This window comes from Zestosphaera sp. (assembly GCA_038727705.1).
Lineage (GTDB): Archaea > Thermoproteota > Thermoprotei_A > Sulfolobales > NBVN01 > Zestomicrobium.
In genome coordinates, this window is sequence record JAVYVJ010000001.1 from 261,475 (window position 1) to 287,990 (window position 26,516).

At 50.5% G+C, this 26,516-nt stretch carries 22 protein-coding genes and 4 pseudogenes; 10 read left to right on the forward strand and 16 right to left on the reverse strand.

Features of this window, described 5'->3' with window-relative positions; translation table 11 throughout:
- Positions 1-25 precede the first annotated feature (25 nt).
- The 7 genes from QW772_01375 to QW772_01405 are packed head-to-tail and all read left to right on the forward strand — an operon-like array spanning position 26 to position 6,427.
- Positions 26-400, forward strand: coding sequence for a hypothetical protein (locus QW772_01375; protein MEM0037575.1), 375 nt, complete (start codon positions 26-28; stop codon positions 398-400).
- A gap of 55 nt (positions 401-455) precedes the next feature.
- Positions 456-1,025: a class I SAM-dependent methyltransferase gene (locus QW772_01380; protein MEM0037576.1), complete on the forward strand. Its 570-nt coding sequence runs from the start codon at positions 456-458 to the stop codon at positions 1,023-1,025.
- 22 nt (positions 1,026-1,047) lie between these two features.
- Positions 1,048-2,973, forward strand: a complete 1,926-nt coding sequence (gene rqcH / locus QW772_01385; GenBank protein MEM0037577.1) for a ribosome rescue protein RqcH — start codon at positions 1,048-1,050, stop codon at positions 2,971-2,973.
- A 58-nt stretch (positions 2,974-3,031) separates the two neighbouring features.
- Complete coding sequence (locus tag QW772_01390; GenBank protein ID MEM0037578.1) at positions 3,032-3,829, forward strand: CBS domain-containing protein; 798 nt, start codon at positions 3,032-3,034, stop codon at positions 3,827-3,829.
- A gap of 2 nt (positions 3,830-3,831) precedes the next feature.
- Positions 3,832-4,758, forward strand: coding sequence for a CBS domain-containing protein (locus tag QW772_01395; protein ID MEM0037579.1), 927 nt, complete (start codon positions 3,832-3,834; stop codon positions 4,756-4,758).
- A 1-nt stretch (position 4,759) separates the two neighbouring features.
- Positions 4,760-5,614: a CBS domain-containing protein gene (locus tag QW772_01400; protein ID MEM0037580.1), complete on the forward strand. Its 855-nt coding sequence runs from the start codon at positions 4,760-4,762 to the stop codon at positions 5,612-5,614.
- A 3-nt stretch (positions 5,615-5,617) separates the two neighbouring features.
- Positions 5,618-6,427 (forward strand): CBS domain-containing protein, encoded by an 810-nt coding sequence (locus tag QW772_01405; protein MEM0037581.1) that lies wholly within the window; start codon positions 5,618-5,620, stop codon positions 6,425-6,427.
- Positions 6,428-6,492: 65 nt separating this feature from the next.
- Here QW772_01405 and deoC read toward each other — a convergent pair whose 3' ends face one another.
- The 8 genes and pseudogenes from deoC to QW772_01445 form a co-directional block, all read right to left on the reverse strand.
- A complete protein-coding gene (gene deoC / locus QW772_01410; protein MEM0037582.1) occupies positions 6,493-7,215 on the reverse strand; it encodes a deoxyribose-phosphate aldolase in 723 nt (240 codons plus the stop codon).
- A gap of 25 nt (positions 7,216-7,240) precedes the next feature.
- Positions 7,241-7,636, reverse strand: a pseudogene (locus QW772_01415) (DNA topoisomerase VI).
- Between the two features lie 3 nt (positions 7,637-7,639).
- Positions 7,640-8,974 (reverse strand): annotated as a pseudogene (locus QW772_01420) (LAGLIDADG family homing endonuclease).
- Positions 8,975-9,010: 36 nt separating this feature from the next.
- Positions 9,011-9,796: pseudogene (locus QW772_01425) on the reverse strand (DNA topoisomerase VI).
- 2 nt (positions 9,797-9,798) lie between these two features.
- On the reverse strand, positions 9,799-11,415 hold the full coding sequence (locus tag QW772_01430; GenBank protein MEM0037583.1) for a DNA topoisomerase VI subunit B: 1,617 nt from the start codon (positions 11,413-11,415) through the stop codon (positions 9,799-9,801).
- 60 nt (positions 11,416-11,475) lie between these two features.
- On the reverse strand, positions 11,476-12,408 hold the full coding sequence (locus QW772_01435) for a deoxyhypusine synthase (protein ID MEM0037584.1): 933 nt from the start codon (positions 12,406-12,408) through the stop codon (positions 11,476-11,478).
- On the reverse strand, positions 12,405-13,682 hold the full coding sequence (gene hisS, locus QW772_01440) for a histidine--tRNA ligase (protein ID MEM0037585.1): 1,278 nt from the start codon (positions 13,680-13,682) through the stop codon (positions 12,405-12,407). Before hisS ends, QW772_01435 begins: the two co-directional genes overlap by 4 nt.
- 3 nt (positions 13,683-13,685) lie before the next feature.
- On the reverse strand, positions 13,686-14,201 hold the full coding sequence (locus tag QW772_01445) for a hypothetical protein (protein ID MEM0037586.1): 516 nt from the start codon (positions 14,199-14,201) through the stop codon (positions 13,686-13,688).
- A 226-nt stretch (positions 14,202-14,427) separates the two neighbouring features.
- Between QW772_01445 and mtnA the strand changes: the two genes are divergently transcribed.
- Complete coding sequence (gene mtnA / locus QW772_01450; GenBank protein ID MEM0037587.1) at positions 14,428-15,468, forward strand: S-methyl-5-thioribose-1-phosphate isomerase; 1,041 nt, start codon at positions 14,428-14,430, stop codon at positions 15,466-15,468.
- Here the strand turns inward: mtnA and QW772_01455 are convergent, their stop codons facing one another.
- The 5 genes and pseudogenes from QW772_01455 to QW772_01475 form a co-directional block, all read right to left on the reverse strand.
- Positions 15,469-16,113: a YhfC family glutamic-type intramembrane protease gene (locus QW772_01455; GenBank protein ID MEM0037588.1), complete on the reverse strand. Its 645-nt coding sequence runs from the start codon at positions 16,111-16,113 to the stop codon at positions 15,469-15,471.
- 24 nt (positions 16,114-16,137) lie between these two features.
- Positions 16,138-16,674 carry a hypothetical protein gene (locus QW772_01460; GenBank protein MEM0037589.1) on the reverse strand — a complete coding sequence of 179 codons (537 nt, stop codon included), beginning with the start codon at positions 16,672-16,674 and terminating at the stop codon, positions 16,138-16,140.
- 735 nt (positions 16,675-17,409) lie between these two features.
- Positions 17,410-17,628, reverse strand: a complete 219-nt coding sequence (locus tag QW772_01465; protein MEM0037590.1) for a hypothetical protein — start codon at positions 17,626-17,628, stop codon at positions 17,410-17,412.
- Positions 17,629-17,956: 328 nt separating this feature from the next.
- Positions 17,957-18,125, reverse strand: a pseudogene (locus QW772_01470) (helix-turn-helix domain-containing protein).
- A gap of 95 nt (positions 18,126-18,220) precedes the next feature.
- Positions 18,221-19,258 carry a hypothetical protein gene (locus tag QW772_01475; GenBank protein MEM0037591.1) on the reverse strand — a complete coding sequence of 346 codons (1,038 nt, stop codon included), beginning with the start codon at positions 19,256-19,258 and terminating at the stop codon, positions 18,221-18,223.
- A gap of 111 nt (positions 19,259-19,369) precedes the next feature.
- On the opposite strand from QW772_01475, the gene rgy reads away from it, so the two are divergent.
- Both rgy and QW772_01485 read left to right on the forward strand, forming a co-directional pair.
- Positions 19,370-23,251, forward strand: a complete 3,882-nt coding sequence (gene rgy / locus QW772_01480; GenBank protein ID MEM0037592.1) for a reverse gyrase — start codon at positions 19,370-19,372, stop codon at positions 23,249-23,251.
- Positions 23,241-24,047 carry a hypothetical protein gene (locus QW772_01485; protein MEM0037593.1) on the forward strand — a complete coding sequence of 269 codons (807 nt, stop codon included), beginning with the start codon at positions 23,241-23,243 and terminating at the stop codon, positions 24,045-24,047. The genes rgy and QW772_01485 overlap by 11 nt, the downstream gene beginning before the upstream one ends.
- Before the next feature lie 27 nt (positions 24,048-24,074).
- Here the strand turns inward: QW772_01485 and porB are convergent, their stop codons facing one another.
- The 3 genes from porB to QW772_01500 are packed head-to-tail and all read right to left on the reverse strand — an operon-like array spanning position 24,075 to position 26,488.
- On the reverse strand, positions 24,075-25,019 hold the full coding sequence (porB, locus tag QW772_01490; GenBank protein ID MEM0037594.1) for a pyruvate synthase subunit PorB: 945 nt from the start codon (positions 25,017-25,019) through the stop codon (positions 24,075-24,077).
- On the reverse strand, positions 25,016-26,203 hold the full coding sequence (locus QW772_01495; GenBank protein MEM0037595.1) for a ferredoxin oxidoreductase: 1,188 nt from the start codon (positions 26,201-26,203) through the stop codon (positions 25,016-25,018). Before QW772_01495 ends, porB begins: the two co-directional genes overlap by 4 nt.
- Positions 26,204-26,488 carry a 4Fe-4S binding protein gene (locus QW772_01500; GenBank protein MEM0037596.1) on the reverse strand — a complete coding sequence of 95 codons (285 nt, stop codon included), beginning with the start codon at positions 26,486-26,488 and terminating at the stop codon, positions 26,204-26,206. It lies immediately after the preceding gene.
- Positions 26,489-26,516: the final 28 nt, after the last annotated feature.

A 26,516-nucleotide genomic window follows, 5' to 3' on the forward strand; every position in this document is an offset into this window, starting at 1 on the left:
TAAGCTCCATGGCCTATAACACTAATTGGGTGTTTGGTTGATGGAGAGCTTCCTCAAAGCTACTGAAGGTTTGAAAAGCGTCATGGGGGATGTACTCAGAGTGCTTTACACATGTATGGGAGCCCTATGGCTGAGCGAGCTGATCGGTGAATATAGAGTGTTTGTTGAGACTTTAGGCGGTGTGCCGGCCTCTGAGGAGAGCATTAAGAAAGCGGTTGAGGAGTTGGGTAACGTGGGGTTAGTTAGCGTGAGGGAGGGCATCAGAGCCACTATGAGTGAGGAGGGTGAGAGGACGTACTTAATCTCGCTCAACATTGACAGTCGTCTACTTCAGACTTTAAGGAATGATGAGAAGATAGCTAAGTATAGAGAGTTGTGGAGTTCGTATCTGAGAGCTTGAGGGTTCATGCATCACCTACACCCGTTGGAGGAGCTATCTGATAGAGGTATCCGAGTTGACTGATGATCCATCCGAGGATCTGAGTGAGTATGACGTGTTGACATGGTATGATGAGTTGAGCGGTGGTTACGACGAACTCTATCTGGAGGAGCAGTTAAGTAAGTACAGGGTGCTCGCTGGCGCGGTTCTGTTGAAGAGCGTTACGGGCAACGTCCGAGTAGTTCTAGACGTTGGTTGCGGCACAGGGGGCCTGGCGGCTTTCTTGAAGTCACTTGGGGTAATTCCCTTCTACGTTGGCCTGGATCTAAGCCCGTCCATGTGCGAATCGACTAGAGAGAGACTCAAGAACTTAAGCGTTCTGGGGGATGTTGTAGTGGGTGACTTGTCAAGCCCTCCCTTCAGAGATCGTGTAGCGGATCTAGTGCTGTCGATCACCGTGCTGACCTGCAGAAAGTCACTTGAAAGTGATGTGGGGTCCCTGAGCCGCATGGTCAGAAATGGAGGTTATTTGATATACACGGTCTTGTGCTCGTCAGGGGTCTTTAACGTTAGTGATGGTTTATGCGGCTTCAGTGTGCGGTTAAGTCCTAGGGAGCTCCTCTGCGTCAGCTTGATCCACGCCTAGCGAGCACTGGGAGGTGGCTCAGGTGAGGATCAAGAGGGCTCTAAGCTCGTTGGATGTGGCCGTCCTGACTAAGGAGTTAGGTGCGGTGCTGTTAGGCTCAAGGGTGGATAACGTGTTCCAGTTGAGCGGTGACTCGCTACTTCTTAAACTTATTCTCAGAGATGGAAGGCACGCTTTCCTAGTGGTTGAAGCGGGTTTGAGGGTCTGTCTAACTACTCACTTCATTTCAGGCAGCTCTTCAGGCAGGGTCGTGCTCTTCAGACGTTACCTGAGGGGATGCACGGTGACTGAAGTCTCGCAGTACGCCTTTGAGAGGATTATGGTGCTCGGTCTCAGGGGGCGGGAGGGTTATTTGAGGCTCACCGCAGAGCTCCTACCTAGGGGAGTCATCGTACTTACGGACCCGACTGGAAGGATACTCATCAGCACCACAGACCTGAAGACTAAGGACAGGATGATAAGACCCGGTGTTCAGTATGAATACCCCCCAGCATTTCCTGACGTAAGGCTGGTTAGTAGTGAGGAATTTGCTACTAAAGTACGTGATGAGGAGGGGGACTTAGGCAGGGTTCTCGTAAGGGTTTTCGGAATTCCTCCAGAGGTAGTTAATGAGGTTCTGGAGGAAAGTATCAGGGCTAGATCGTCGAGGTCCTTAAGCACTGAAGAGTTGCGGTTCGTCCAGGAATCTCTTAAGTCATTCATAAGCACTGTCATCGAGAACCCTAAGCCAATCATAGTGTCCTGTGGCGGGGATTACGTCTCATTCCATCCCTTCATCCCTAGGAAGTTGGGAGAGGGTTGCAACATCCACTATTTCAATACATTCAACGAAGCGGTCGACGAGTTCTTCGTTAAGGTAGGTCGCGAGGCCTCTGATGAGGTGGGGGGGAGGTCGAGGGTGGAAATTACCTTAAGTAAGGCGCGCGCAGAGTATGAGAAGTTGCTAAAGACCTACAGTGAGTTAAGCGAAGCTCTGAGGCTCGTTCAAGAGAACTACGCTCTGCTGGAGGGTGTTTGGCTATGTGTATCAAGTAAGGTGAGAGGTGAAGGCTGGGGGGCTGTGGCTTCATGCGGCATCGCCGGGTATGACGCAAGTACCGGAGTCTACAGAGTAGATCTGGAGGGTAAGATCCTCAACTTCACTGTGGTGAAGGACTTTAAGACGCAATACTTTGAACTAGTGAAAGAGTTGAAAAGCCTGGAGAGTAAGCTAGGCAGGACTAAACAGAGTCTAGAGGCTCTCGAGGCGAGGTTGCGTGAGGCTGAGTTAAGAGTGGAGGGCAGGCTGAGGAAGAAGCCCCTGGTAAGAAGGTTCCAATGGTATCATGTCTTTCGGTGGGTCGTTACCAGGAACGGATTCCTAGCAATAGGGGGCAGGGACGCCGGGCAGAATGAGAAGATAATCCGTAAATTCTTAAGGGAGGGGGACATATTCATGCATGCCGACATTCACGGGGCGCCTGTCTTTCTCGTTTTCACTGGCGGTGCAGAACCCTCAGAGGAGGATCTGCTTGATGTCGCCTCCCTGGCAGCGTCATATAGTAGGGCGTGGAGGGAATCCCTCCCCTCAGTGGATGTTTTTTGGGTGAAGGGCTCCCAGGTAAGCACCGCAGCTCCACCGGGTCAGTACCTGCCCAGAGGATCCTTCATGATTTATGGTAAGAAAAACTTCATAAAGGGTGTTAGATTGAGGATCTCCGTAGGTCTTCAAGTTATTGATGGGAGGTACTATGAGATAGTCGTGGGTCCGGCCGAGCTACTGAGAGGTAGATGCGTTGCCCTGATTACACTGGAGCCAGGGGATGAGAGCCCGAGTAAGGTAGCTGCTGAGTTCATCGAGCTGATTGAGAAGACGGACTATTTGGTGGAGGATCTGAGGGTCGATGAGGTAGTTAAGCACGTGCCGGGCCCGTCTAAAATCGTTGAGGTCACAACCAGTAAGTTGTGAGCACGCCAACCACTTAAGCTGAAAGTATATTTTCTGGGTAAGCATATAGTTAATTGGTGTGAGTTTGAAAGTTGGGTCTCTTACACATCCTAATTATCCTAGAGTGCACCCTGAAACTCCGCTTACGCGTGCTAGAGCCCTCATGCGTGACCTGAGTTTAAGGGTGGTTCCCGTGGTTAGGGAGGGGGGTTTCCTAGAGGGTCTTCTCAGGAGGGAGCACGTGCTCGGCGTGGCCTCGACTAAGTCCGACGTGTTGGTTTCTCAGGTCATGGAGAACTCGCCACTGGTCTTCAAGACCGATGAAGACGCTACTAAATCTTTCAGGGCTATGATTGAGTTTGACGAGTGGTACGTACCAGTGGTGAACGAGTCTACTGGGAGGTACGTTGGCATGCTTTCGCTTGATTCCTTCCTACGTGAGGTCCTGTCCGCTGACGTTAAAACTCATGAGAAACGCATATCCGAGATCATGACCACCGAGGTTGAGTATGTGAGTCCGGAGGATTTCATCAGTAGGGTCTGGAGGAAAATGCTAACACTCAAGTATGCAGGCTTTCCGGTCGTCAGGGGCAGAGATCGAGTGGTGGTCGGTATAATAACGCAACATGACTTGCTTAGGAAGGGTTACACAAGGATAGAGCTTGAGTCCGAGTCAGGGCCTCGCGTGGGGCCCAGGGTTAAGGAGGCTATGACCTCCCCGGCAGTGACTCTTAAACCATATAATAAGGCACGTGATGCGCTACTCATGATGGTTAAGAATGACTTCGGTAGGGTACCTATAGTCAACGACATCGGAGTCCTGGTGGGGATCGTTGACAGGAGTGACCTGTGTAATAATTATTTAGGGGGTCTGTGAGGTTGGTTAAGGTTTACACCCCACGTAGGTTGCGTGAGAAGAACAGGTGGTTGCGGAGTGACGGCAGGCCAAACTTTAAGGACAGGGTCTATGAGAGGGAGCCCGAGTTAAGCCCTATCGTTAGGAGGGACGTGCCGTCGGTGAACACCTCGTCCACGATACTTAGAGTGTGCGAGCTCATGAGCAAGCATAACTCGCGGTTGATATCGGTGGCTTCCGGAGGTGGTGAGGTGGTGGGTGTTCTCACAGCCATGGATTTAATAGATTATCTGGGCGGCGGGCCCAAACACAACTTAGTTAAAGCGTCCGGGCTAGACACCATTCACGAGGCCCTCAACGTCCCTGCTGGTAAGGTGATGCATGAGAACCCGTTGAAGGTTGATGTAAATACACCGCTCTATAGGGTGCTTGAGTTGATGGTCAACTACGGGTTGGGGGCGGTCCCAGTGACAAGCAACGAGATGTATGTGGGTGTGTTAACAGAGTTTGAGATAATGAAGTACCTCTCTATTAAGTATGTGGGCATTCCGGTGTGTAAGGTGATGAGTAAGGAGGTCATCACGATTCCCAGCACTGCCTCGTTGGGGGAGGCTATGAAGATGATGGTGTCTTTGGGGATCAGGAGGTTGCCGGTGATAGACGGTGAATCGCTGAGGGGTATGATTACGTGGAAGGATGTGATAGACTTGATAGGGACGCATAAGGTGTATGGGATGCTGAAATACGGGTTCTTGAGTGAGCTCGCATCATTGAGGATTCCGGATGTCATGAACACGGAGGTGTTCGTTATAGATCCTCAAGCAGATTTAGGCGAGGCTGCGTCGATGATAGTCAAGACTGCAACGTCGTCCCTGCTGGTGGTTGAAAACGGAGTGGTTACAGGTATAATAACTGAGAGGGACGTTATTTACGGATTGGTGGTTGGTTGAGATGCCTCCCAGAGTCACATCATACATGAGTAGTCCAGTCATAACGGCTAAGAAGAGCGATAACTTAGCTCACATCAGGAATTTGATGATTAGACACAAGATAGGTAAGGTCGTGATCACTGAGGAGGACATGGAGACCATTTATGGTATAATAAGCAAGAGCGACTTCGTCCGTATACTATATAATCGGAAGAAATATATAAAACCCCTCGAAATGCTCTTCGCTTACGAGATAGCGACCACTCCAGTGCTGGCCGTTAGGGACAACAGAACCATTAAAGCAGTAGCTCAGATAATGATTAAGAGGAACATTGGTTCCCTACTGGTTCTAGATAAGGACCAGAAGCTCATAGGGATAGTGACTAGAGCCGACCTTGTGAGGGCTTACGCTGAGAAGTACCATGGCAGGTATGAGGTAAAGGACTTCATGAATAAGAGCCCGCCAGTGGTGTCGCTCTCCCACTCAATATTCTATGTGATTGACTTGATGAACGAGAGCGGGATAGGTAAGGTGGTCGTAGTTGAGAAGGATAAGCCTGTGGGGGTTGTGACGAAGTCTGACGTGATGTTCATGAATATAGAGGGCCTGCTCAGCACTGGCAGGTTGAAGTTCATCAAGAAACGTGGTATCAGCGGCAGAGGTTTCGAGGGCGTTGTCCGTGTATACTCGCTTCCAATAGCCGGTGACGTCATGACACCAGATCCCATAACCGTGAAGCCTAATGAGGACCTCTCAATAGCTGCTGATATCATGACTAAGAATAGAATAGGGACGTTGCCGGTGGTTAATGAAGGAGGCAACCTCATAGGACTGCTGACCAAACATGATATCCTCAACGCCCTGAAGCAGGTGTAGTGCATGGATTCTCTACTCCTAGTTAAGGAGGTAGCTTCGAAGGAGTTTCTAAAGGTAAGTAAGAACGAGTCTCTGGTAAGTTTAATCAAGGAGATGGGTAGGAGAGGCACCGACAGAGCGCTGATATACAGGGAGGGCCTCCCTGAGGGTATAGTCACTAAGAAGGACATAGTTACTAAAGTTGCCACCAGTAGGGTGAGGAGGTACCCGGTGTCAGTGTTGCATGTGTCCTCCGTGATGAACTCGCCATTAATAACTGTTAAAGGGGAGGTGCTTCTGAACAAGGCTGCCAACATCATGATTGAGAAGAACATAAGCAGTCTCCCAGTGCTTGAGGGTAGGGACGTGGTTGCCTTGCTGACAAAGTGGGATATCGCTAAAGCGCTTAGCAGAGTCCCCATACCGCTCTCGGAGATCATGACCCGGGACGTGACTACAATCAAAGACACTAACTCCATACTTGTAGCCAGGAAGCTGATGGTGGAGGAAGGCTATTCTTCACTTCCAGTGACCAGCGAGGAGGATAGGGTGGTAGGGATTATAACCCTTGACGAGATCTTAGATGCGCTTGTCAGCTTGATGAACGTAGTTGGAGATTCTGGCTCTAAGACCTCCCTGAAGAACGTGACGGTGAGAGACGTCATGAGGCCTTTAATCCCTGCATTAAGCGCGGAAGATACCGTAGGAACGGCGGCATCGTTAATGCTTGAGAGGCACGTCAGAGCCGTCATCATCATGAGCCGTGAGGGTCTAGTTAAAGGTATAGCGACCTTAACGGACTTAACGCGTTATGTTGCCAGAATGGGCGTCTGATCTCGCTCTGAGGGATTGGGTTCCTCCACGAGCCCGCAGGTTTTTGGTAATCACAGGTTGAGGTTTCAGTCGGATCGAGTTCCACGCCCGGGCTCAGGTGCGGCATTCCCACCCTGTGTGAGGATCAGCTCCAATATTCTATCTCTGTCCTTAATTATCTCCACCCCCGAGCTTGTCCCTATCACATCAGCCCCAAGCAACACAAGATTGAGGGCTTCCATAGCGTTCCTTACGCCTCCTGACGCCTTAATCCTGAGTTCTCCGCCGACCAACTTCTTGATAAGGACCACGTCCCTAGGGCTGACGCCCCTTGAGCCGAAGCCTGTGTTCGTCTTTATGAAGTCCGGCCTATGTCTCAGCAATATCTCACACACCCTAGCAAGTTCCTCGTCTGTTAAAGCACTGGTCTCAACTATAATCTTAATACCTAAACCTACGCTCCTCGCACTCTCGACTAACTCCCTCACTTCAGCGTCGACTTCCTCAAATCTCTTGGACTTCACGTTGACGATGTTTAGGACTACATCCACCTCCTTCCCCCCAGCGCTTCCTATGAGTTCAATCTCCTTTACCTTGGCACTCACCGGGTGATAGCCGTAGGGGAAGCCTGCCACCCCTGCTACTGAGGTCCTGACGACAGGCGTTATATGGTGAACTACTGTGGAGGGGACTACCAGGGCTCTGAACGAGTATTTATCGGATTCCTCGGCAAACCTCAGATACTCATCGATGTCCTTGTCGTGCTTGAGCATTGTCTGATCTATTCTGGAGTTTATGCTCTTCAGCACCTCGGGCACTCCACTAGCTTTTAAGTCAAGCAATCCAATCACCGGCCTCAACTTTATCGGGCAGGTACTTTTCAGCCAAAAACCTGAGTCCCTTGCTGGTTAGGGCCTCTATCTCGAGCTTTGATCGAGTGTTCATAAATATTTCTATTTCTGCCTTCCAGCGTGGCATTCTAAACCACTTGTAATTCATTAATTCCTTGGCTCTCTTAACATCCATGTCCTTGGCTTTAATGATGTAGTTCCTTCTCTCGCTCTCGGTCAGGTAGGGCTTCTTGCCTAGTTCGAGGGATCCGTAAATATCTGACATCATTACTCCCAAGAACCTTGCTTGAGGGGTGGCCAACCTCTCACTCTCGTACGAGAGCGTTATAGATCCTACCTTAAATACGCTGTAGATATACCACCCGTAAGGATCGCTGTTATGGTACACAACGCCGAACCCGCCTATGAACGAATTACCGCCGGGTACGGCGAAATCGTAAACGTAACCTTCGTAACTCTCTTCCCTGACGGTCTCCACCTTTACTACCGCTGCATCATCGCCTAGAAGGAGGTTGTAGATGGTGCCACCATCCAAGGAGTACGAGGTTAATCCCTCGATCGTTGACTTTGTTAGTTCCTTCTCAGGTGCCTCACTAGCGGGTAAACCGTGAATCTGTTCAGTTAGTAATTCGCAGTGCAATGCCGACTCTTCACCAGATAAGTACTTGTACACTTCAGGCGGTGTTAGGTGGGAACTCCTGCTAATACTTATAACATGGTCAGCCCTACTTTGAACTAATTCTGGATTAACGTGGAGGAATTGAAGCAGGAGGAAAACCTGACGTGCTAATATAGGACTTCGAGTTGAATAGACAATGCTCCCGGACTCGTCAACATATCCGCCTCCATCTATAAGACCCTTCAGATAGGCTAGGACGACGCTTCTAGGTGAATTGAGTATAATGTTGGGTACACGTTTATCCCTAGCTGTTCCGATTAACCTCAGCTCTTCGAAGACCACGCGCAATATTCTGGAAGCAACCACCACTTTTAACCGGCCCTTCATTTCGTCGACGCTTACTTTAACCTGCCCACCGAATTTCTTCTTCAAGATCCCAGCAACTCTTTCAGCGATCTCACGTTGCCTGAGATCAAGGTTGAACGTAAGGCATCTATCACCCTCCCTGCCGCCTTCTGCCGTATAGAGGCCCATAAGCCATGCCAAATCCTCGTCCACCTCTACTCTATTCGGGATGGGACATCTTGACCTAGAAAGGTTGAGTGATTCAGCACTATATAGATCCTCGTCAGAGGCCTCCTCAAGCCCGACTTCACGCCCGTTTACGAGGAGCAGTTTGGGGGTGTTGAGTAATTTAAACCTCTTAGGGAGTCTTTGGACGGATCTTCTTAGTAGTTCGGCCATGACTATAACTGGGTTATCGGACCTTGTTGGGGTAGGCAATCGCTTGGCCACGATTATGAAATCACCAGGCTTCACATCCTTGGCTGGAATGACCTCCACCTTATCATTCCTAAACACGAAGAGAGAGTGCGCTTTGGTAACTCTAATCACTCCACGACCTTTAGTCTCTATCCTCAGTATCGGTTCTTTTACCGCATGCCTATATATGTAGGCAATGGGGGACCACGTGATTCTCCCTGTAGCAGGACTCCATGAAAGCACCTCCAGGGGGGCTTCGGATCTCTCCATCTCCAAGTCGGAGAAGTAGTTCTTAGTTAGTTCTTCGACAGGCCCTATCTTTACCTCCATGTTCATCGGATCCCTCACCACCACTACCTCATCGGCCGGGATACTATCGGTTAGAATGTACACCGGAAGTTTCAGTTCCTCATTCAGTCTTCTAACAAATCTTCTGGACGCTCTGTCCGGCTGTCCGGCACTAGTAACTAGTAGTGCCCTATTGGTCTTCCAGTAGCCTATTCTATGTAGTTGCTGGAATACGGCGTCCTTCTCAACCACTAAGACGTACTCAGCGTCGTAGTCCAGGAACTCTATGAGGTCTGGGGTGGGCTCTATGGAGTAAGCGCCATGCCCCATCTTACTCAAGTCTATAACATCGTCCCCCGACCTGATCCTCATGTTACCAACTATCTTGCCTTTCTCCTTACTAAGTATTAACATGTCCTCTCTGAGCATGTCGATGAACACTTCAAGATCGCGTATCACGGCGTCAGACTCTTTCTGCTCTTCCCACGTATTCTCCTCTTTAACCTTACGCGTTACTAGATCACGGTACTTGATTGTGTGCTTTCCCCTGTAGTACAGATCTCTTATCGTTGGGTACTCATTGTTTTTGAGCGCCTCATATATTATGCTTGCTATGAGGAGAGTCTGCATAAATTTCTTAGATTCACCCACGTTTAAGAAGCTTCTCTTAAGAGTCTCATTACCTAGTCTGAGCAACCCGTTCACTTCATCGTATATGGTGTTGGTCAGCGTCCTCTTCCGTATTACTAGAGTAGGCGCCCTGCCGGCCATTACCTCATCAACTAGGGCTATGAACTTGCTCTTCAGTATCTCCATTGCTTTGCTACGGGCTTCAACATCCTTCCTAGTCAGGCGCGGTTCATGAGTCATGATTAACTCACCTCAATCACGACATCCTTAAGGGACTTGATCTTAAGTAGAGTGAGTTTCCTGTTAAGTAGGTTCAGTAACTCCCTCTCCACGTCCTCCTGCCTAACCTTACCGTCAGAAAGTTTGAGGAGCGCGCGGGTGACGTCCGGTATGTACTTAGCTATGCTCACAGCCCTTTCAGCTTCCTCATACTCCTTCGCCTTCATGGAAAGGTAGGCTTTCAGCTTCCTCGCTACATCCCTCACTGCTAGCTCTATCTCCTTCTCCACCTCAGGGACGTCGGCGACGGCCTCCTTACCCACGCCCTTATAAGGTACCTTCGTACTGCATATGTGTATTAACACCGCCAGAGGTGACGGTCTTGGAGCGCCGTATCTGTTCCACTCAATCCTGTCGATGACTTTGCGCATAACGTCCGCCGACTCATCGTAGAGGAGAGGTATCTTGTTAGCGTATCTAAGCAGTATGGGGCTCTCCGATAACGGTATCTTACCGCCGTAGGCTATCCCAGCCTCAACCACGAACGCGTGTCCTTCGTAAACGTTGGTGTTTCTAGTTGTCGCCGCCGCGAATTCAGGCCTCAGCGTTTCCCTCAAACCGATCTCTATCAACTTCTCACCTAGTGCCGAGAGGTGCCTGCCTGACGGTGCTTTAATTTTAACGGCTTTAACACCTTTAATGAGCTCCGCTATGTCGTTTATGCTTACTTCGGATGGTTTGAGGTCAGGCTTAAGTCCCGCAGCCTCCACTATCTTCAGCGCCGTGGATTCTCCAACGTTCTGGAACTCCTTAATAAGGAAGTCCTTCAAAGTGCCGGCAGTAGTGTCGGAGAGCATCCTCTTAAGTAACTCAATGTCAACCCCGTAGGGATGTGGTTTGACCTCGCGCGGCGGTGCCGGCATCTCCTCCGTCGACCTCTTGAACATAACTATGTCGCCATCAGGATCCTCGAAATATATGTTAGCATACGGCGCTATCACGGCAGTTCTCTTGAGGTAGTCGTAGACCTTCTGCTTAGACCTCTGCCAGTCTCCTATCAGGTAAACCTTAACGGCGGTCCCGTGCCAGTCCGTGTTCTTGGAAAGAATAGAGTATTCATGAATTAAGGGGGAGTTGCTAGCTATGTCTATGCTTACCTTGAAGTAGTAGATCTTCTTAGACAGTATCTGTGACGTGATTATCTCTGCAGGTCTTCCAGTAGTTATCTGCCCGTATAGGATGGCCATCTTAGCGCCTAAGCCGAACATGCCCCGCGACTGTCTTAGGACGTACTTAGAGCTGTATAGTAGTTGCCCAAAGGCTTTCGGCACGTGCTGCGGTGGCAGGCCGATCCCGTTGTCCTCAACTTGGATGCTGTACAGGTTTCCCTCATAGCTCTCGCCCGCATCGGCCTTAACGTCCACACCCCCAACTCCAGGGCCTTCGGACTTCACTATCACCTTCACATCCGGGAGTATATAGTGAGTGTCCGTGGCGTCGAGCGCGTTCTCGACCAGTTCCCTCACAGTCTGGTACAGGGCTCTCGCAGGATTGCTGAAGCCGGCGATTTCCTTGTTGCGGTAAAAGAACTCTGAAGGCGATAGCGCTCTAAATTTCTCAACGCTTAATACCTCGTCCATTCTCCCCACCTCAAATCTCTAGCTAGAATAACTTATAAGGGTTGAGCTAACGTAGCGTGCTCACGTGGAGTCGATCATGCAGGTCGCCAGCAACGGGAGTATGAGTGTAGCATCGCCGTAGACAGTCACGTGCCTTGCGTTAGGCTTTATCTTACCCCAGCTTATGGCCTCCTTACTTCTAGCCCCGCTGAGGCTACCGTCCCATTCGACAGCGGTGGTTACGTAGACAGCGTAGTCCAGACCGCCTTTGAACTGATTCCACCAGATCGTATGGTGCTTACTTATACCTCCCCCAAGAACCAACGCTAGGCTGACCCTGGATTGGAAGACCAGGTCGGAGAGCTCCTTCATATCCTTCAGTAGGTTCAACCTAAACCTAGTGAACTGCGACTGTATGAAGAGGCTGGTTCCGAATGCTCCATCGACCACGCCGGGCACATATATGGGAACCCCCCTCCTGCTGGCAGCCCCCAGTATAGAGTTGGTCACGCCCCTCAACTCCTCGCCTGCCAACGTAGCGAGCTCCCTCACGCCCCACTCTTCCTTCATGAGGGAAGCCTTGCGCATTAGGTTCTGGACGAACGCCTCAACAGGGGGTCCATATGAATCCTTAGGTATGAAGATATTGCCTAACCTGTGAATCCCCTCCTCCTCAAGCCTCACGTCATCGGCGTCCAGGGAGCCCTTCAGGTAGGAGCCGCCTACAGATCTAGCTATATCGTGATCTAGAGCGCCGCAAGTGGTGATCACCACGTTGAAGAACCCTTCATCTATCAGCTGGGCTATAACCCCCCTAAGCCCAGTAGCTACTAAATTGCCTGTGAATGAAAGAAACTTCAGATCAGCTCTCTTGACGCCTTCCCTAAGCACCTCACACGCCTCGTAAAGGCTAGATGCCGTGAACCCGTGTATATCGCCGTAGAGCCTTACTAAATCCTGTACGAGCATCCCCTTCCAGAGCCTTACGTCCCTAACTCCGCCCTGACCATTCAAGGAAGATCACCCGCGTTAAGTCCTTCCAGCCTGAGAACTTTCTGGGCCTTCCTCCTCAGGTTCTTCACACTAACCAACCCTTCCTTGACCTCCTTCTCCCCTATGAAGACTGCATACTCGTAATCCCCTCCTGAGACATCACTTAGGACATCGCTCATTCTCTTCTTAGTGGTTACCTTAACGTCCACGGAGTGCCCGAGCTCCCTAAACGTAGTTGCTACTCTATCCACATATGTTATGTCCGCATCGAGGACTATCAGGGCGGTCTTGACGTACCTCCTGGGCGGGCTCCAGCCCTTACTCCTGAGCACAAGGAGCTGTCTATCCAGTCCTAGGGCGAAGCCCGTGGCAGGTAGATCCTCACTACCGTATAGCGAGACTAGCTTATCGTACCTACCGCCACCCCCTATGCTGAAGCCCGCGTCGGGAACCGTTATCTCGAATATGAAGCCTGTGTAGTACGCTAGTCCTCTGGCGAAGCCTAAGTCTATGTAGGGCTCGCTAACGCCGAGACCCTTAACGATCTCCAACACTTTAATAAGCCTCTCCACCTCCTCGAGGGACTCCCTACTTAATCCAACTCGATCCACGAGGTTTCTGATCTCATCAGGCTCCGGGGAGCTCACCGTGCTCAGCTCCTCGATTATTGGGGCGCCTGACATGCTATACCGCTTAACAAGCTTCAGCGCGTCATCCAGTTGCCTCTTGTCGAGGTAGTGTATTATTAGGTCTTGAGTCTCCTCAGGTATTCCCCACTCACTGAAGAGGTTCCTGTAGATCGCTATCGTCCCCATCTTCACCTTGTAGCCTGTGAGACCTACCGCCCTGTAGTAGTCTCTTATCAGGAGTAGTAACTCAATATCTGCATAGATGGATGAGTCGCCTAAATACTCCACACCCGCCTGGAAGAACTCCCTATACCTACCTGCTTGGGGCTCCTCGTACCTGAACGCTGACCCGACGTAGAAGAGCTTAACAGGCTTCGGTCTATTGCGCATTAACCTGAGGTAAGCCCTGGCAACCCCTGCTGTGAATTCAGGTCGCAGGCAAACCTGCCGTCCTCCCTTATCGGCGAACACATACATGCTCCTCTTAATCTCGGGGCCTGACTTGATGGCGAACAGTTCGAAAAACTCCACTGTAGGCAGGATGACCAGCTCATATCCGTACTTACTGGCAACGTTCGCGAAGGTGCTCCCAAGGTACTCCAGACAGTCTGACTCAGGAGGCGTTAAGTCCCTCATTCCCCTAACCGGTTCCAGCGGGATCTTCATGGCCTACACCATTAAATCCTCTACCCTGCATATTCTTAAGGTGTAGTAAGTCACATCCCCGTTGGCGTCCACGAGTGCTAGGAGGGGCTCCAGATTCTTCAGTAGGGCGCTCTCGATCCACGACATTAACTCCTTAGTGTCGAGGGGGGAGTTTTCCTCTACTACGTAGACCGCGTATTTCTGTCCCTTCATCTCGAAGAGAAGTATGTTCTCACCGTAACCAGGTAGTGCAACCCTGCCCCTCCCCCTTAGGTCGGTGAACGTGGTGAATTTAATCCAATCATACCTACTCTGCGAATACTTGGAGAAGATGTCCTCCAATCTGAGATTGCGCTCATCAACATCCACGACTTCACACTCCTTGGCATATACGAGATATGCTAGCTCAACTAAATCCAATATGAAGATGACTTGTTCAGGGGTTCTCGATCCTACCCTTGACTCAGCAAAGAGATCCGGAGGTCCCTTGACGAGCAGTTTCCCGTCCTTGACCCCAACGATCTTAACTGATCTCTCCACCTGCTCAGCACCCCACTAATGTGTTATAACATCTTTAAGACTAATTAATCGTTCCTTCAGACCTTCCACCCACGCAGTCAAGGGCTAACACCCTCCCCGCAGCCGTAGAACAGGCTGGTGGACATCTATCCCCAGTCATGGATGGGATTACTTCAACCAGCTTCCTCAAGCTGTGTTAGCTCACTCTATAAAAGCAGGTATTTAAACTTGTAATTTGGTGTTTGACGTGTCTCTGCGAGTTAAGGCCATAGAGTGGATTGACGGTAGAGTCAGGTGGTTGAACACCCTGAAGTTGCCTTGGGAGGAGGAGTACCTGGAGACGGAAGAGTACGAGAGGCTGGCTAAAGCCATAGAGAGTATGGAGATCAGAGGGGCTCCAGCCATAGGTGTGGCAGCAGCTTTCGGCGTCGCCCTGGCGGCGAGCAAGTACGTCGGCGACCTGGAGGGGCTTAGGTCTGAATTACTTAAATCCATAGAGAGGTTCTCAAGGACTAGGCCGACCGCCGTCAATCTCTTCTGGGCCCTTAACAGGATGAAGGATGTGGTGCTCAGGAGGTATGGTAGTGTTGAGGAGTTACGTGGGAGCGTCATAGGCGAAGCTCTTAGAATATATGAGGAGGACGTGAGGGTTAACATCTCCATAGGTGAGGTGGGTAGCAAACTGATTGCGGACGGGGACACTATACTAACACACTGCAATGCAGGGTCTCTGGCCACCGCCGGCTATGGAACGGCCCTCGGCGTCATTAGATCGGCATGGTACTCTGGGAAGAGGGTTAAAGTAATAGCTACCGAGACCAGACCTATGCTTCAGGGAGCCCGCCTCACCGTGTGGGAGCTCATGAGGGAAGGCATACCAGTGACTTTAATCAGCGATAGTATGGTGGGTTACGTCATGAGTAAGGGCCTTGTGAATAAGGTGGTGGTAGGTGCGGACAGAATACTCACGTCAGGACACGTCATAAACAAGATAGGAACCTACACCATAGCCGTTCTGGCACACCATCATGGAGTACCCTTTTACTCCGCCGCCCCTACCTCCACCATAGACCCTGTGGGGAGAATTGAGGGGGTGGTTATTGAGGAACGCGATCCGGATGAGGTACGCAGAATTCTTGGAAGACTCTTGATAACAGTTCCTGAAGTTAAGACCATGAATCCCGCTTTCGACGTGACTCCTCCGGACTTAGTGAGCGGGATAATAACTGAGAAGGGCATTGCCACAGAACCGTATGAGGAGACCATAGCAAAGCTCCTGAGGTCATAGCTAATCTGGAGGCGTCATCCTACTGCGTTGTAGCGTGATGGATATAATTAATGCCGTGACGATCAAGGCCAGGGAGGCCTCCGTTAACCAGGGGTTGTTAGTTAGCTCCAGCGTCATCACTCCAGCCATGTTGAGCGTCCCGTGGGTTACTACCGCCAGAAGGAGGTACTTAATGTTACTCAGGGATCTTGCTACAAGCGTTGAGAAAGCAACATGTGCGGTAATGGCTACATTCCTCTCTACAGCCCCCGGCATCAGGTCGAGGAGGCCGTATCTCATGTGGCTGTAGGTGAGGACAGGTATTACGTACAGCAGCAAAGCCTCGACAAGCCCCCACCCTAAACCTAAAACTACAGCACTACCTACCTTATCGTCCCTGACTACAGGGCTTCTGAGTATAAGGTATCTAACAGGCTCCTCGAAGACTCCAGCCATGTAGGAAGCTATCACCAAGTACGTACTCCTCTCGAGGACGCTAGCGCTCACATACAATGCTGGGGTTCTGAGCAGTAACGCGATCAACCACCCACCACCCCCTAACACGGGGAGGAGCCACCCAACCTTCCTTCGGCGAAGAATGTAAGCTAGGCCAGCGAGCCCAGGGGTAATGGCCACGAAGGCCGCGATCACCGAGTCTACAAGCACGCGTAATCACCCTCAAGAACTTTGTTAATACGTTGAGGGCTTAGCCTCCAGCACTCTACTCCAGGGACCTCTGACGCGATGAATGATGATTAGGAAGAGTGTGTAGAGAATTCCCTGGAGGCCTGAGTACAGGTATATCGAAGGACTTAGCTTCCCCATCACGGCTGATAGTAAGGGCCCTCCGAAATACTGCACGGCTATTAACGGGATGTAACCGAGGAGTGAAGTAAATATAATCCCAGTCAGCAGTACGGAGGTCATTAACCTGGTTTTAAGCTTCACCATTAGGTAGTGTTGCAGGAGCCCGAAAATCGCGCCTATTAAAGCGTACTGAAGTGGGTAAACAAACGGGGCTATGAGGTTAGTGATTGACGTGGTTCCGGAGAGCTGATCATATATGATCTCGTACGGCACGCCGTAAGTTGATGACATCTGCCTAGAGAGTTCAATCACCAGTTCATTGACTAGGCTGGAGAGAACTGCGATATAAAGCAACCCTATCACAACGCCGCTCAGCAGTCCAGCAAATATCCCCGCGAGGGCAGACTTACTATAGCTCATGCTAACACCACGCTAACAACACCTATGCTTTGATTTAATAAACACAAGCGTTTTAGACTCATCTTGAGCGGTGACTATTGCGATCAACCGCAAAGGGGGGCTTCATCCGGCCTCACGACTTCAGCTGAGACAGCTCTAATCACGGTTCAGTCCCTTCTCCTCATCATCATTACATGAATTTAATAGCCCGTTAATAAGTTATATCGCGAATGATGTCACGACGCTCTCCTGAATCAATGATGTCTCTTCTCTTCACTGACGAAGATAGGCTCTGCCTCCTCAAACGTCAGTACGTAGGTGGTCTATGGAGTAGCTCCGCTTGAGTGCTGTAAGACGACTCCCTCCCCGAGGCTCGACACGTTAGCTTAATGCTTGACGTAGGAGCGTCCATCAAGCAGTTACAGTTGTGGGATTCATAGATTTTCGCCCCTTCCCTCTCACCTCCATTGTTTGAGGCTCATGGAGGGCTTTCGGAGGCAACGGTAAAGCACCCCACATTAAACGTTTCATGGCGATGTTCCATGCAGCGAGAATGTGTCTATCTGCTTGGAGGCCGCACTTCCTACACTTGAAGACATGCTCATTCGGCTTACTCAATTCCCCACATATCGGGCATGTCCTGGAAGTGTTCTCAGCATCAACCATCTCAGGATTAAAGCAGCGCTCCACAGCCTTTAGGGAATATAAGACTGAATTCTTCTGAACGACATGGCGTGAAGCCTCCTATTCATCTTCCTACCTCCCCCTAATGTGAGTGAGTTTATCCATTACTGGTTCAACGTTTTCTTCGGCGATTATACCAGCTATAATCTTCGTTGCTCTATGGAGTATGTTGTTTATCCCCCGCTTTTCCCTTCCAGAATACTTTGCTAACAGCTCAGCCTTTGTTTTCCCTGAAGTCTTACTCTGAATGCTTCTCCCCTTCCTGAAGTATCTGTCTCTAATGTATTTCACCTCAGCTGATATCTATCTTGATGAACTTAACCTTGTTCGGCTTCACGACAGCCAGCTCTATGCTACTCTCGTTAACATCGATACCTAGTATGCCTTCAGCCTTCCTCTCCTCAACCGTCTTTCTAAAAGTGGCATGAAGATAGTATTCATTACATTAAATCTCACAAGCCTTGAGCCTTTAACCTGCCAGCGCATGAACTTCCTTGAATGTTCATGAACCTTGAACGGAATCGTAATATGTCCTTTATGCGCGGCCAGCTTTAGGCTCCCCCAACTGAACCAGAATAGGTGTGTATTGTCCAAGAGGATTGTGTTTAGTTTTTTAAATTATTCCAAGGAGCCTTTTCAACTCGCTTTCAGGTACTCTCCTCCTGCCTCCAGGCGTCCTCGCGCACCTAATTAATCCTTGCTTATCCCAGATCTGAATGTCGTCTAACGCTTACACCGGGGATCCTGTCGGCCTCTTTCATCGTATGATGCTTCTCTATGCTCATCAAGATAAAATACTAATGAACGTCTAAAATCTATCTATTTGAGAGCTGCTGTCCAACCCTGCACCCGATTCTCGCCCTAGCCTCCCTCCCCTTCCTTCCTATATGCAATGGAAATCCTCGTCATAATCCTCACTCTCGCGTGTTTTGAGTCTCATCGTTAGTTCCTTTACGGCTGCCTCGCTGAGCATGCTTGGCAGAACGGTCTTCCTCATTATGAATTCATCCAGCGCGTAATCCGGAACCTCCCTAAGTAGTAGTCTGCACATTTCAACCAACTTGCCGATGTTATGCAGGCCGACGGCTTCTCCCATCCTCTCGAGGTGCTTATTCACGTTGTTAGCTACGGCGTCCGCGTGTCTGGAGCTTAACCACTTGTCCCTGAGTAACTTAAGGACTTCGTCCCTATGCCTCCCTATAGCTTTAGGGAAGTTTTCTATGATCTCTTCAAGTGTTGGTGGCTCCTCCACCATCCTGAGAAGTCCTTGCAACAGTTCTAGTTCCTCGGCAGTCTCCTTAGTCTCGTGCCCCTTCACGTGCTGGTTGTACAGGTACTTCTTCATGATAGCCCCGCAGATACTGCAACTGACTAACTCCAGATCCTGTGGTGAGCACCTGGACAGGATCGCCTCCCCTTCCTCGCTAATCAACCCCAGCAGGTCGTAGATCCAGCTATTGACACTTCTTACACACTCAATAACGTCCCATAATCTGCACGAGAGTATAAAGTGATGGTCAATAGGTGTGAGGTTGTGGTCGAGCACTATGTTGAGGCCCCTCTCCCCGCCGAACTTGTCAACAAGTTCAAACCCAAGGTACTCAACACTCTCATCGCCAGCCGTGTTCGCAACCCTGTCAATGAGGACCCCTGGAAAGCTTTTAGCATACAAGTAGAGGTCCAGCTCACTCAGGTAATCAGTAATCTCTAGATCTGAGCCCTTAACGCACACATAACCCCAATCATAGAAACCGCAGAGGCAATCGGTGGCAGTGTAATACGGAATCCCATGGAATCCACCGGACTCGTCGTAGTACTCCCCACTAACGCACTTAACCATTCTGAAGCCCTCCACCACCAAAGCATTGTATATATCGTCACCACGAAGGTTGAAGCTATCTGAAGATCTCGTGAGGAACACCACTGTAATTATTACACTATAATTTTATAGTTAAGAATAAATTTAACGTGAGGACTGACGAGTCTCACGCTCATGCAATTCTTAATAATTCCTTGAACCAGGATTATAATCTTGAGGTTGAGGATGTCAATTGATAGGGAGTTAATAGAAGCTGACTTGGTCGTGTATGGGGCTTCATGCCCGAACTGCGGGGGCTTCATAAGTGACACTAGGTTGCGTAGAGGACTGCCATGTCGTGATTGTCTTCCAACGGTCTCTGAGGGAGACGGTGACGTAGACTCTGTAGCCAGCGTGTTGCGGAAGATGGGTAGGTTGAGGGGGTTGAGGCCCCTGTATGAGGCACGTAGTGAGGAGCTGAGATTAAGTAGGTTCTTCAGAAGATGCGTCGGCAGTGAGCCTTGGAGCGTACAGAATCTGTGGATCAGGAGGGTTAGTAAGGGAGAGTCTTTCGCCATGATAGCTCCGACAGGGGTTGGTAAGACCACCTTCGGTCTTGTTACAGCGCTCTACTACGCCTACAGGGGTAGGAAGTCCTACATCATAGTACCTACAACAACGCTGGTCGTGCAGGCTGAGAGAAGGATAACGGAGTTGCTTGAACGTTTAGGCGGTGGAGCCAGTGTTTTGGCGATACACTCAAAGCTTGGGAGAAGGGAGAGAATGGAGAGGGAGAGCAGACTCAGGGATCCTGAAGGCTTTGACATACTGATAACGACCTCCAAGTATTTCATGAGGAACTTCAACGAGGTGAGAAGGCATAACTTCACGTTTGTGTTCGTTGACGACGTGGACGCGGTCCTCAAGGGGTCCAGGGCTGTGAACTACATACTGAATCTCATGGGGTTTACTGAGGAAGATATTGAGAAGGGGTTGAGGATCCTTAGGCTCGTGAGGGAGGTCGGGCTGAGAGGGGGGTCCGGTGGAGCGTTGAGCGAGTTGATGAGGTTGAGACGTGAGGTGAGAAGGCGTAGGGGTGATGGCAAGGTTCTGATAATAGCGTCCGCTACTGGGAACCCCAGAGGAGACAGGGTTAGATTATTTAGAGAGTTAATGGGTTTCGAGATAGGGGCTAGGCCTGAACTCATAAGAAACGTGGAGGACGCCTACGTTAAGGTCGGTAATTTAGAGGAGGCGTCAGAGAGGGTTGTAGAGCTATCTAAAAAGCTGGGGGGCGGCGGTTTAGTCTTCGTTCCTGCTGATCTCGGTGCGGGGTTCGCTGAGAGGGTTGCCGCTACGTTGAGGGCAAATGGCATTAACGCTGAAGCCATGCATAGCAGGAAAATAGATGTCCTAGATCACTTCATCTCAGGGGAGGTTGACGTTCTTGTGGGCGTTGCCACCTACTACGGCGTGCTAGTCCGGGGCGTGGATCTCCCGGTCCGGATAAGGTATGCGTTATTCATCGACGTGCCGAGGCACAGGATTAACCTGAGGTTTGAGGGGCTGGAGCCTGCTGACCTACTGAGGCTATTGCCGTTGCTGAGGGGGGTTGTTCCAGACGCTGATAGTAAGCGCTTCATAGAGAGGGCCTTCCTCAGGTTAAGACGAATCGTGAGAAGGTCTGGCGTTCTCTTCCTTGAGGACGCTAGGAAGCTGATTGAGGGTAGTAAAGCGCCCCAAACTCCCGGTGAGGCCTTGTTTTTAGAGGCTTACACGAGAGTTCAGGAGTTACTCAGGAAGCCTGAGGTTCTGGAGGGTTTGAGGAACCATCCTGAAGCAGTGGTGGTTGATGGGGGCGACTCCCTCCACCTATTGATACCTGACGCTTCAACGTACGTGCAAGCCAGTGGAAGAACCTCAAGACTCTACCTGGGCGGTATAAGCAAGGGGCTTTCTATAGTTGTGGCGACTGACATGAGGATGCTTAACGCTCTCGGCAGGAGGCTGAGATTCCTCATAGAGGGTTTCAGATTTAGGAGCTTAGATGAGGTGGATCTAGGTAGAGTGCTTAATGAGGTAGATCGTACTAGGAATGAGATTCTCGCTATCCAGAAGGGGGAAGTCCCTGAGGGACTTAAGAGTAGAGTGGAATTTAAGACCGCCCTAATGATAGTTGAGTCCCCCAATAAAGCTAAGACTATAGCCCGCATGTTTGGAAGGCCAAGTAGCAGAGAATACGGTAGGCTGAGGGTGTATGAGGTGGGTCTGGGTAATTACACGTTGCTGATAACGGCTAGCGGCGGACATATCTACGAACTAGTTACTGACTGGAGCTTCTGTGATGAGGGAGTGATTGAATGCGTTTATGGAGTGCTACGTCGTAGGGACAGCTCAGGCAAACCCGGCTTCATCCCCGTGTTCGCCCCCTTAAGTAGATGCAGAAGTTGTGGTCACCAATTCGTCGCGGTGGAAGCACGGACTAAGTGCCCTGTCTGCGGGTCGGAGGACGTGCTCAACGCTTCAGAGATCGTTCAGGCCCTGAGGGACGTCGCTTACGAGGTCGATGAGGTTCTCATCGGGACCGACCCGGACACGGAGGGCGAGAAGATAGCGTACGATCTCTATCACACCCTCAGGCCGTATAACAGTAACTTAAAACGCATTGAGTTTCATGAGGTGACCCGCAACGCCGTTCTGAATGCCTTAGTAAGCCCTCGCGACCTGGACGTGAGGCTTGTTAAGGCTCAGCTCCTGAGGAGAGTTGAGGATAGGTGGGTAGGTTTTTCACTCTCAGGCATGTTACAGAATGAGTTCTGGAGGGATTACTTCTGTAAACATGTTAGATCTATGGCGTGTGGGGGAGGAGGTCCCCCTACCTCCTACAGGACCTACTTGACGCTATGTGAGAGGTTTAGTGAGTCCTACAGAAACCTTAGTGCAGGCAGGGTTCAGACTCCAGTGCTTGGGTGGATAATCAACGGTTTCAAGGATCATAAGGCTTCTAAAGCACTCTACCTAGTGATCGACTTAGAAGGCTTCAGAGTCAGGGTGAAGATACCGAGGGATCTGAGTGATTTAATTAGTAAGGATTACGTAGGCGGTGTTGTTATGCACGTTAAAAACTGGGAGTCTCGAGTGGAACGCGTAAATCCCCCACCACCATACACCACCGACGCAGCACTTTCAGAGATCTCAAACGTTCTGGGCTTGCCTGCAACCCGAGTCATGGAGGTTATGCAAGGTCTCTTCGAATCCGGGCTTATAACCTACCACAGGACGGACAGCACTAGAGTCTCTGATGTGGGGATGAGCGTGGCTAAGGAGTATCTCAGCGAGAAGTTCGGTGACTTATGGATTAACTATTACGAGGGAAGGGCATGGGGGGCTGGTGGCGCTCACGAATGTATAAGGCCTACAAGACCTGTTGATGTTGAGATGTTAAGGGAGCTCATAAGTGAGGGACTCATAGAGCCTCCCAAGATGTTAAGGAATGAGCACTTCAGGGTTTACGAGATGATCTTCAAGAGATTCATAGCCTCTCAAATGACTCCCGCAGTGGTGAGTAGGAGGAGTGTTGAAGTGATTGTTGAACTGGTTTTCAAGGATCTTCAGCGCGTGGCACTCCCAACAGTCACTGAGGATTTGGTGGAAGGAGTGGTTTTTGACGGGTTTAATAGGGTTCTAAACGTAATTAAGGTGCGTAACGTCCCTCCCTCGGGGCACTACTCTTTAGACACTCCCAACCTCAAGTACGAGTTCAAGTCCAGGTATGAGATTCCATTACATACTCAAGCATCGATAATTAGCCTCATGAAGGAGAGGGGGATCGGAAGACCTTCTACGTACGCCAAGATACTTGAGACTCTTATTAAGCGCAGGTACGCAGTTTCTAGAGGTAGGGGCAGTTTGATTCCGTTACGTTTAGGTATTGAGGTTTTCAACTACTTAACAGAGAGGTATAATAGACTCGTTAGTGAGGAGAGGACCAGAGTCCTAGAGGGGAAGATGAGAAGTATAGAGACTAACGACGCTCCCTATGCCGACCTTTTGCTGGAGCTATATGAGGAGTTGCGCTCTCATAATTTACTGGGTGTAACGGGGTATGAGTTATAAGAGGAGTTCTGTGGCGGTGGTCAGGCTCGACCTGGGTAGCAGCTCGAGGAGATATGCCGAGGCTATTGACGAGGTTTTGGGTCAGATTTCAGACAGCGTGTCAATCCTGTTGACACTATCGCTGGTGTCACCACTCAACGACTTTCTGAACGGGTACAGGAGGTATCCAAACTATAAGAGCTTCATGAAGAGCGTCAATAAGAAGCTATTGAGCGTTGCTCGACGGAGGAGTGTGTCGATAATCGTAACGCCTGTTATAAGGAAAGGGGGAGATAAAGCATACCTATCAACCGGGGTGATGTCGCCGCTTGGGCAACCCCTATACAGGGCCAGCAATACAGTCCCTGTTGGGGATAGGATCTCGTCAAATAAGAATCCTGAAGTCCTGCAGGTCGGCGGGGTTAAGTTCTGCTTCACGTACATTAAGGAGTTGGAGATACCTGAGGTTGGCAGGATCTGTAAATTCCTTGGAAGCGACGCGATAGTGGCAGTTAACCCTCCCCTACTGACGGAGCGGGATCCCGAACTAACGCTTAAGCTGGGCGTTGTTCGGGCGGTAGAGAACAACGTACCCATTATAGGTCTTGGAGGATACCTAACTGAGAAGAAGATCCAGCAACCAACATTTCTAGTCAGTAGCTCCGGCGAGGTGATTGACTTTTATAACGACTACGAGCCGGCGGTGTTCGAGGTCGAGGTCGAGGGCCTGGAACGCATGGTCAGGCTTGACTTAATGAGGAAGTACTTGAGACTAATTAGGGAGACGTCATCGAGGTTTGGTCCTAGTGAAGTGTAAGTACTAAAAATAGTTCCGCCAGTTAAATCAGCTTTCCACAGGGCCTATTACTTCCTTGCCCGCTAGTTTGTTGATGTAGGCCACGCGCTCGTCTACGAGTTCCTGAATCTTCTTCGTCTCTTCACTCGTTAGGTGTCTGAACCTCCCCTGTAGCTTCAGATACTCCGTAACTGGTTTCCTCTTAGGCACTGGCGTCGTTACGTTGAGCACCCCCTTCTCGATCTCGTAGTTGATCCATATACCTGTCTGAACAGCTAGCTTGGCTATCGTCACAGTCAGCGACGGTTCATATCTCCAACCGGGAACGCATGGTGAGTAAGCATGTATTAACTTAGGTCCGAGAGTCTGCATCGCCTTATTGACCTTCATGTAGAGATCTGGAATGTATGCAGGGTTCACCGTGGCGACGTAGGGCACTCGATGAGCCAGTGCTATAGCTATTATATCCTTCTTATTCCTCCACTCACCGTGCCATGCCTTTCCAACAGGCGTGGTAGTCGTCCAAGCCCCGAAGGGCGTTGCACCGCTCCTTTGAATACCTGTGTTCATATATGCCTCATTATCGTACACTATGTAGAGCACGTCATGACCTCGTTCAAGCATGCCTGAAAGAGCCTGTATGCCTATGTCGAACGTGCCTCCGTCACCGCCGATGGCCACCACCTTAATGTCCTTCTCGGGCGGTAGTGAGCCCTTCCTCCTTAGAGCTCTCACAGCTGCCTCGACCCCTGAAGCACCTGCCGCCGCGTTCTCGAATGCTATGTGAAGCCACGGATGCATCCAGGAGGTCTCTGGATAGAGTGTAGTGGTGACCTCCACACATCCTGTGGCCTGAACTATGACGGTGTTCTTAGGTAAGGCCTTGGTTATGTGGCGCATCAGCAGGGCGGCTCCGCATCCTTGACACATCCTATGCCCCGGGGCGAACATCTCCTCACGAGGTAGGTCCCTAAGGGTTAGTGTCTTGCTCATTCTCTCACCCCTATAAACAATGGTTCTTTAGGCAGGTCGCGGACGGGTTTGTTCTTGAGTTCGGCCAGTTTAGTCAATATGACCTCTATGTGTTCGTGGGTCACAGGCCTTCCTCCAAGGCCCGTCACGAAATCCACTACCCTTACATCCCTGCCGTGCTTGGCCAGCGTTGACACTATATCGCCGTAGAGCGGTCCTGTTGAGGGAGAGCCCGGTACTAAAGCTCTGTCAATCACGCCAACTACCTCAACCCCCTCCAAGTACTTGAGGACCAGGTCCTCCGGGAACGGTCTGTAGAGCTTCAGCTTAAGGACGCCGACACGCATTCCCTTCTCCCTCATCCTGTTCAAGTACGCTTTCACGTTGCCCACTACGTGACCCATCGCCACAAACACTACCTCAGGGTTCTCCTCACCGTACAGCTCAGCTGCGCTGTAACGCCGGCCGAACTTCCTTGAGAACTCCTCCAAACTCCTATCGAACACCTCCCTAGACTTCTTAAGAGCTTCATACTGCTGTCTCTTAAACTCGAAATACCATTGAGGATCTCCTAACGCGCCCATGGTGATAGGCTTGTCAGGGTTTAGGACATACCAGCTCTTCCTCTTGGGGGCGTAGTCTAAAGCCTCCTCCCTCTCAACAACATTTATCGGCTCGATCGTGTGCGTCATGAAGTAACCATCGAGGGCTGTGATGACCGGCAATAGTACTTCAGGGTCCTCCGCTACCTTGAAGGCTATGATGACGTCATCATGAGCTTCCTGGTTATTCTCAGCCATGGTCATGATCCATCCTGTGTCAGATACAGCCATGAAGTCGCTGTGGTCGTTCCATATGTTTATGGGAGCTGAGAGCGCCCTGGCGGCTATAGTCATCACTATCGGCAACCTTAGAGACGACGCTATGAACATGATCTCGTACATTAGGGCTATGCCCTGCGACGACGATGCCGTGTAGACCCTAGCGCCCATCGCAGAAGCCCCGACGGCCGCTGAGAGTGCGGAGTGCTCTGACTCCACGTGTATCATCTCCGCGTCGAGCTCGCCGTTCGCCACGAATTCAGCTATCTTCTCAACTATTGTTGTCTGCGGTGTTATAGGGTACGCTGAAACGACGTCGACATCCGCTGACTTGACGGCGTAAGCCACCGCTGTGTTGCCTGAAAGCGGGAGCGTCTTACCCAATCACCTCACCTCCGGAACCATCTCTATTGCCTTCACGGGGCATTCCTGTGCACATATTCCGCACCCCTTGCAATAATCGTAATCTACTTCATACGTTACATCGTACTTCCTCTTAGCGGAGGTTACGTAGGTCTTGTCGAGCTCCAGTATCGCTGAGTCAGGGCAGTAGCTCCAGCATATCCTGCACCTGATGCATTTGTCCTGGTTTATGATAGGTCTTAAAGTTCTCCAGTCGTGGGTTTTGTACCTTCTTGTGGAGCCCGGCTCCAGGACCACAGCACCTATAGATACTTCCTTCCACGAGGGCAGTCTA

Excerpts from the sequence above, each read along its gene's own strand:
- QW772_01485 (MEM0037593.1), top strand. The coding sequence starts at position 23,241 with ATGAGTTATAAGAGGAGTTCTGTGGCGGTGGTCAGGCTCGACCTGGGT.
- QW772_01400 (MEM0037580.1), top strand. The coding sequence starts at position 4,760 with ATGCCTCCCAGAGTCACATCATACATGAGTAGTCCAGTCATAACGGCT.
- hisS (MEM0037585.1), bottom strand. The coding sequence starts at position 13,682 with ATGAAGATCCCGCTGGAACCGGTTAGGGGAATGAGGGACTTAACGCCT.
- QW772_01405 (MEM0037581.1), top strand. The coding sequence starts at position 5,618 with ATGGATTCTCTACTCCTAGTTAAGGAGGTAGCTTCGAAGGAGTTTCTA.
- QW772_01460 (MEM0037589.1), bottom strand. The coding sequence starts at position 16,674 with ATGAGCTATAGTAAGTCTGCCCTCGCGGGGATATTTGCTGGACTGCTG.
- QW772_01430 (MEM0037583.1), bottom strand. The coding sequence starts at position 11,415 with ATGGACGAGGTATTAAGCGTTGAGAAATTTAGAGCGCTATCGCCTTCA.
- porB (MEM0037594.1), bottom strand. The coding sequence starts at position 25,019 with ATGAGCAAGACACTAACCCTTAGGGACCTACCTCGTGAGGAGATGTTC.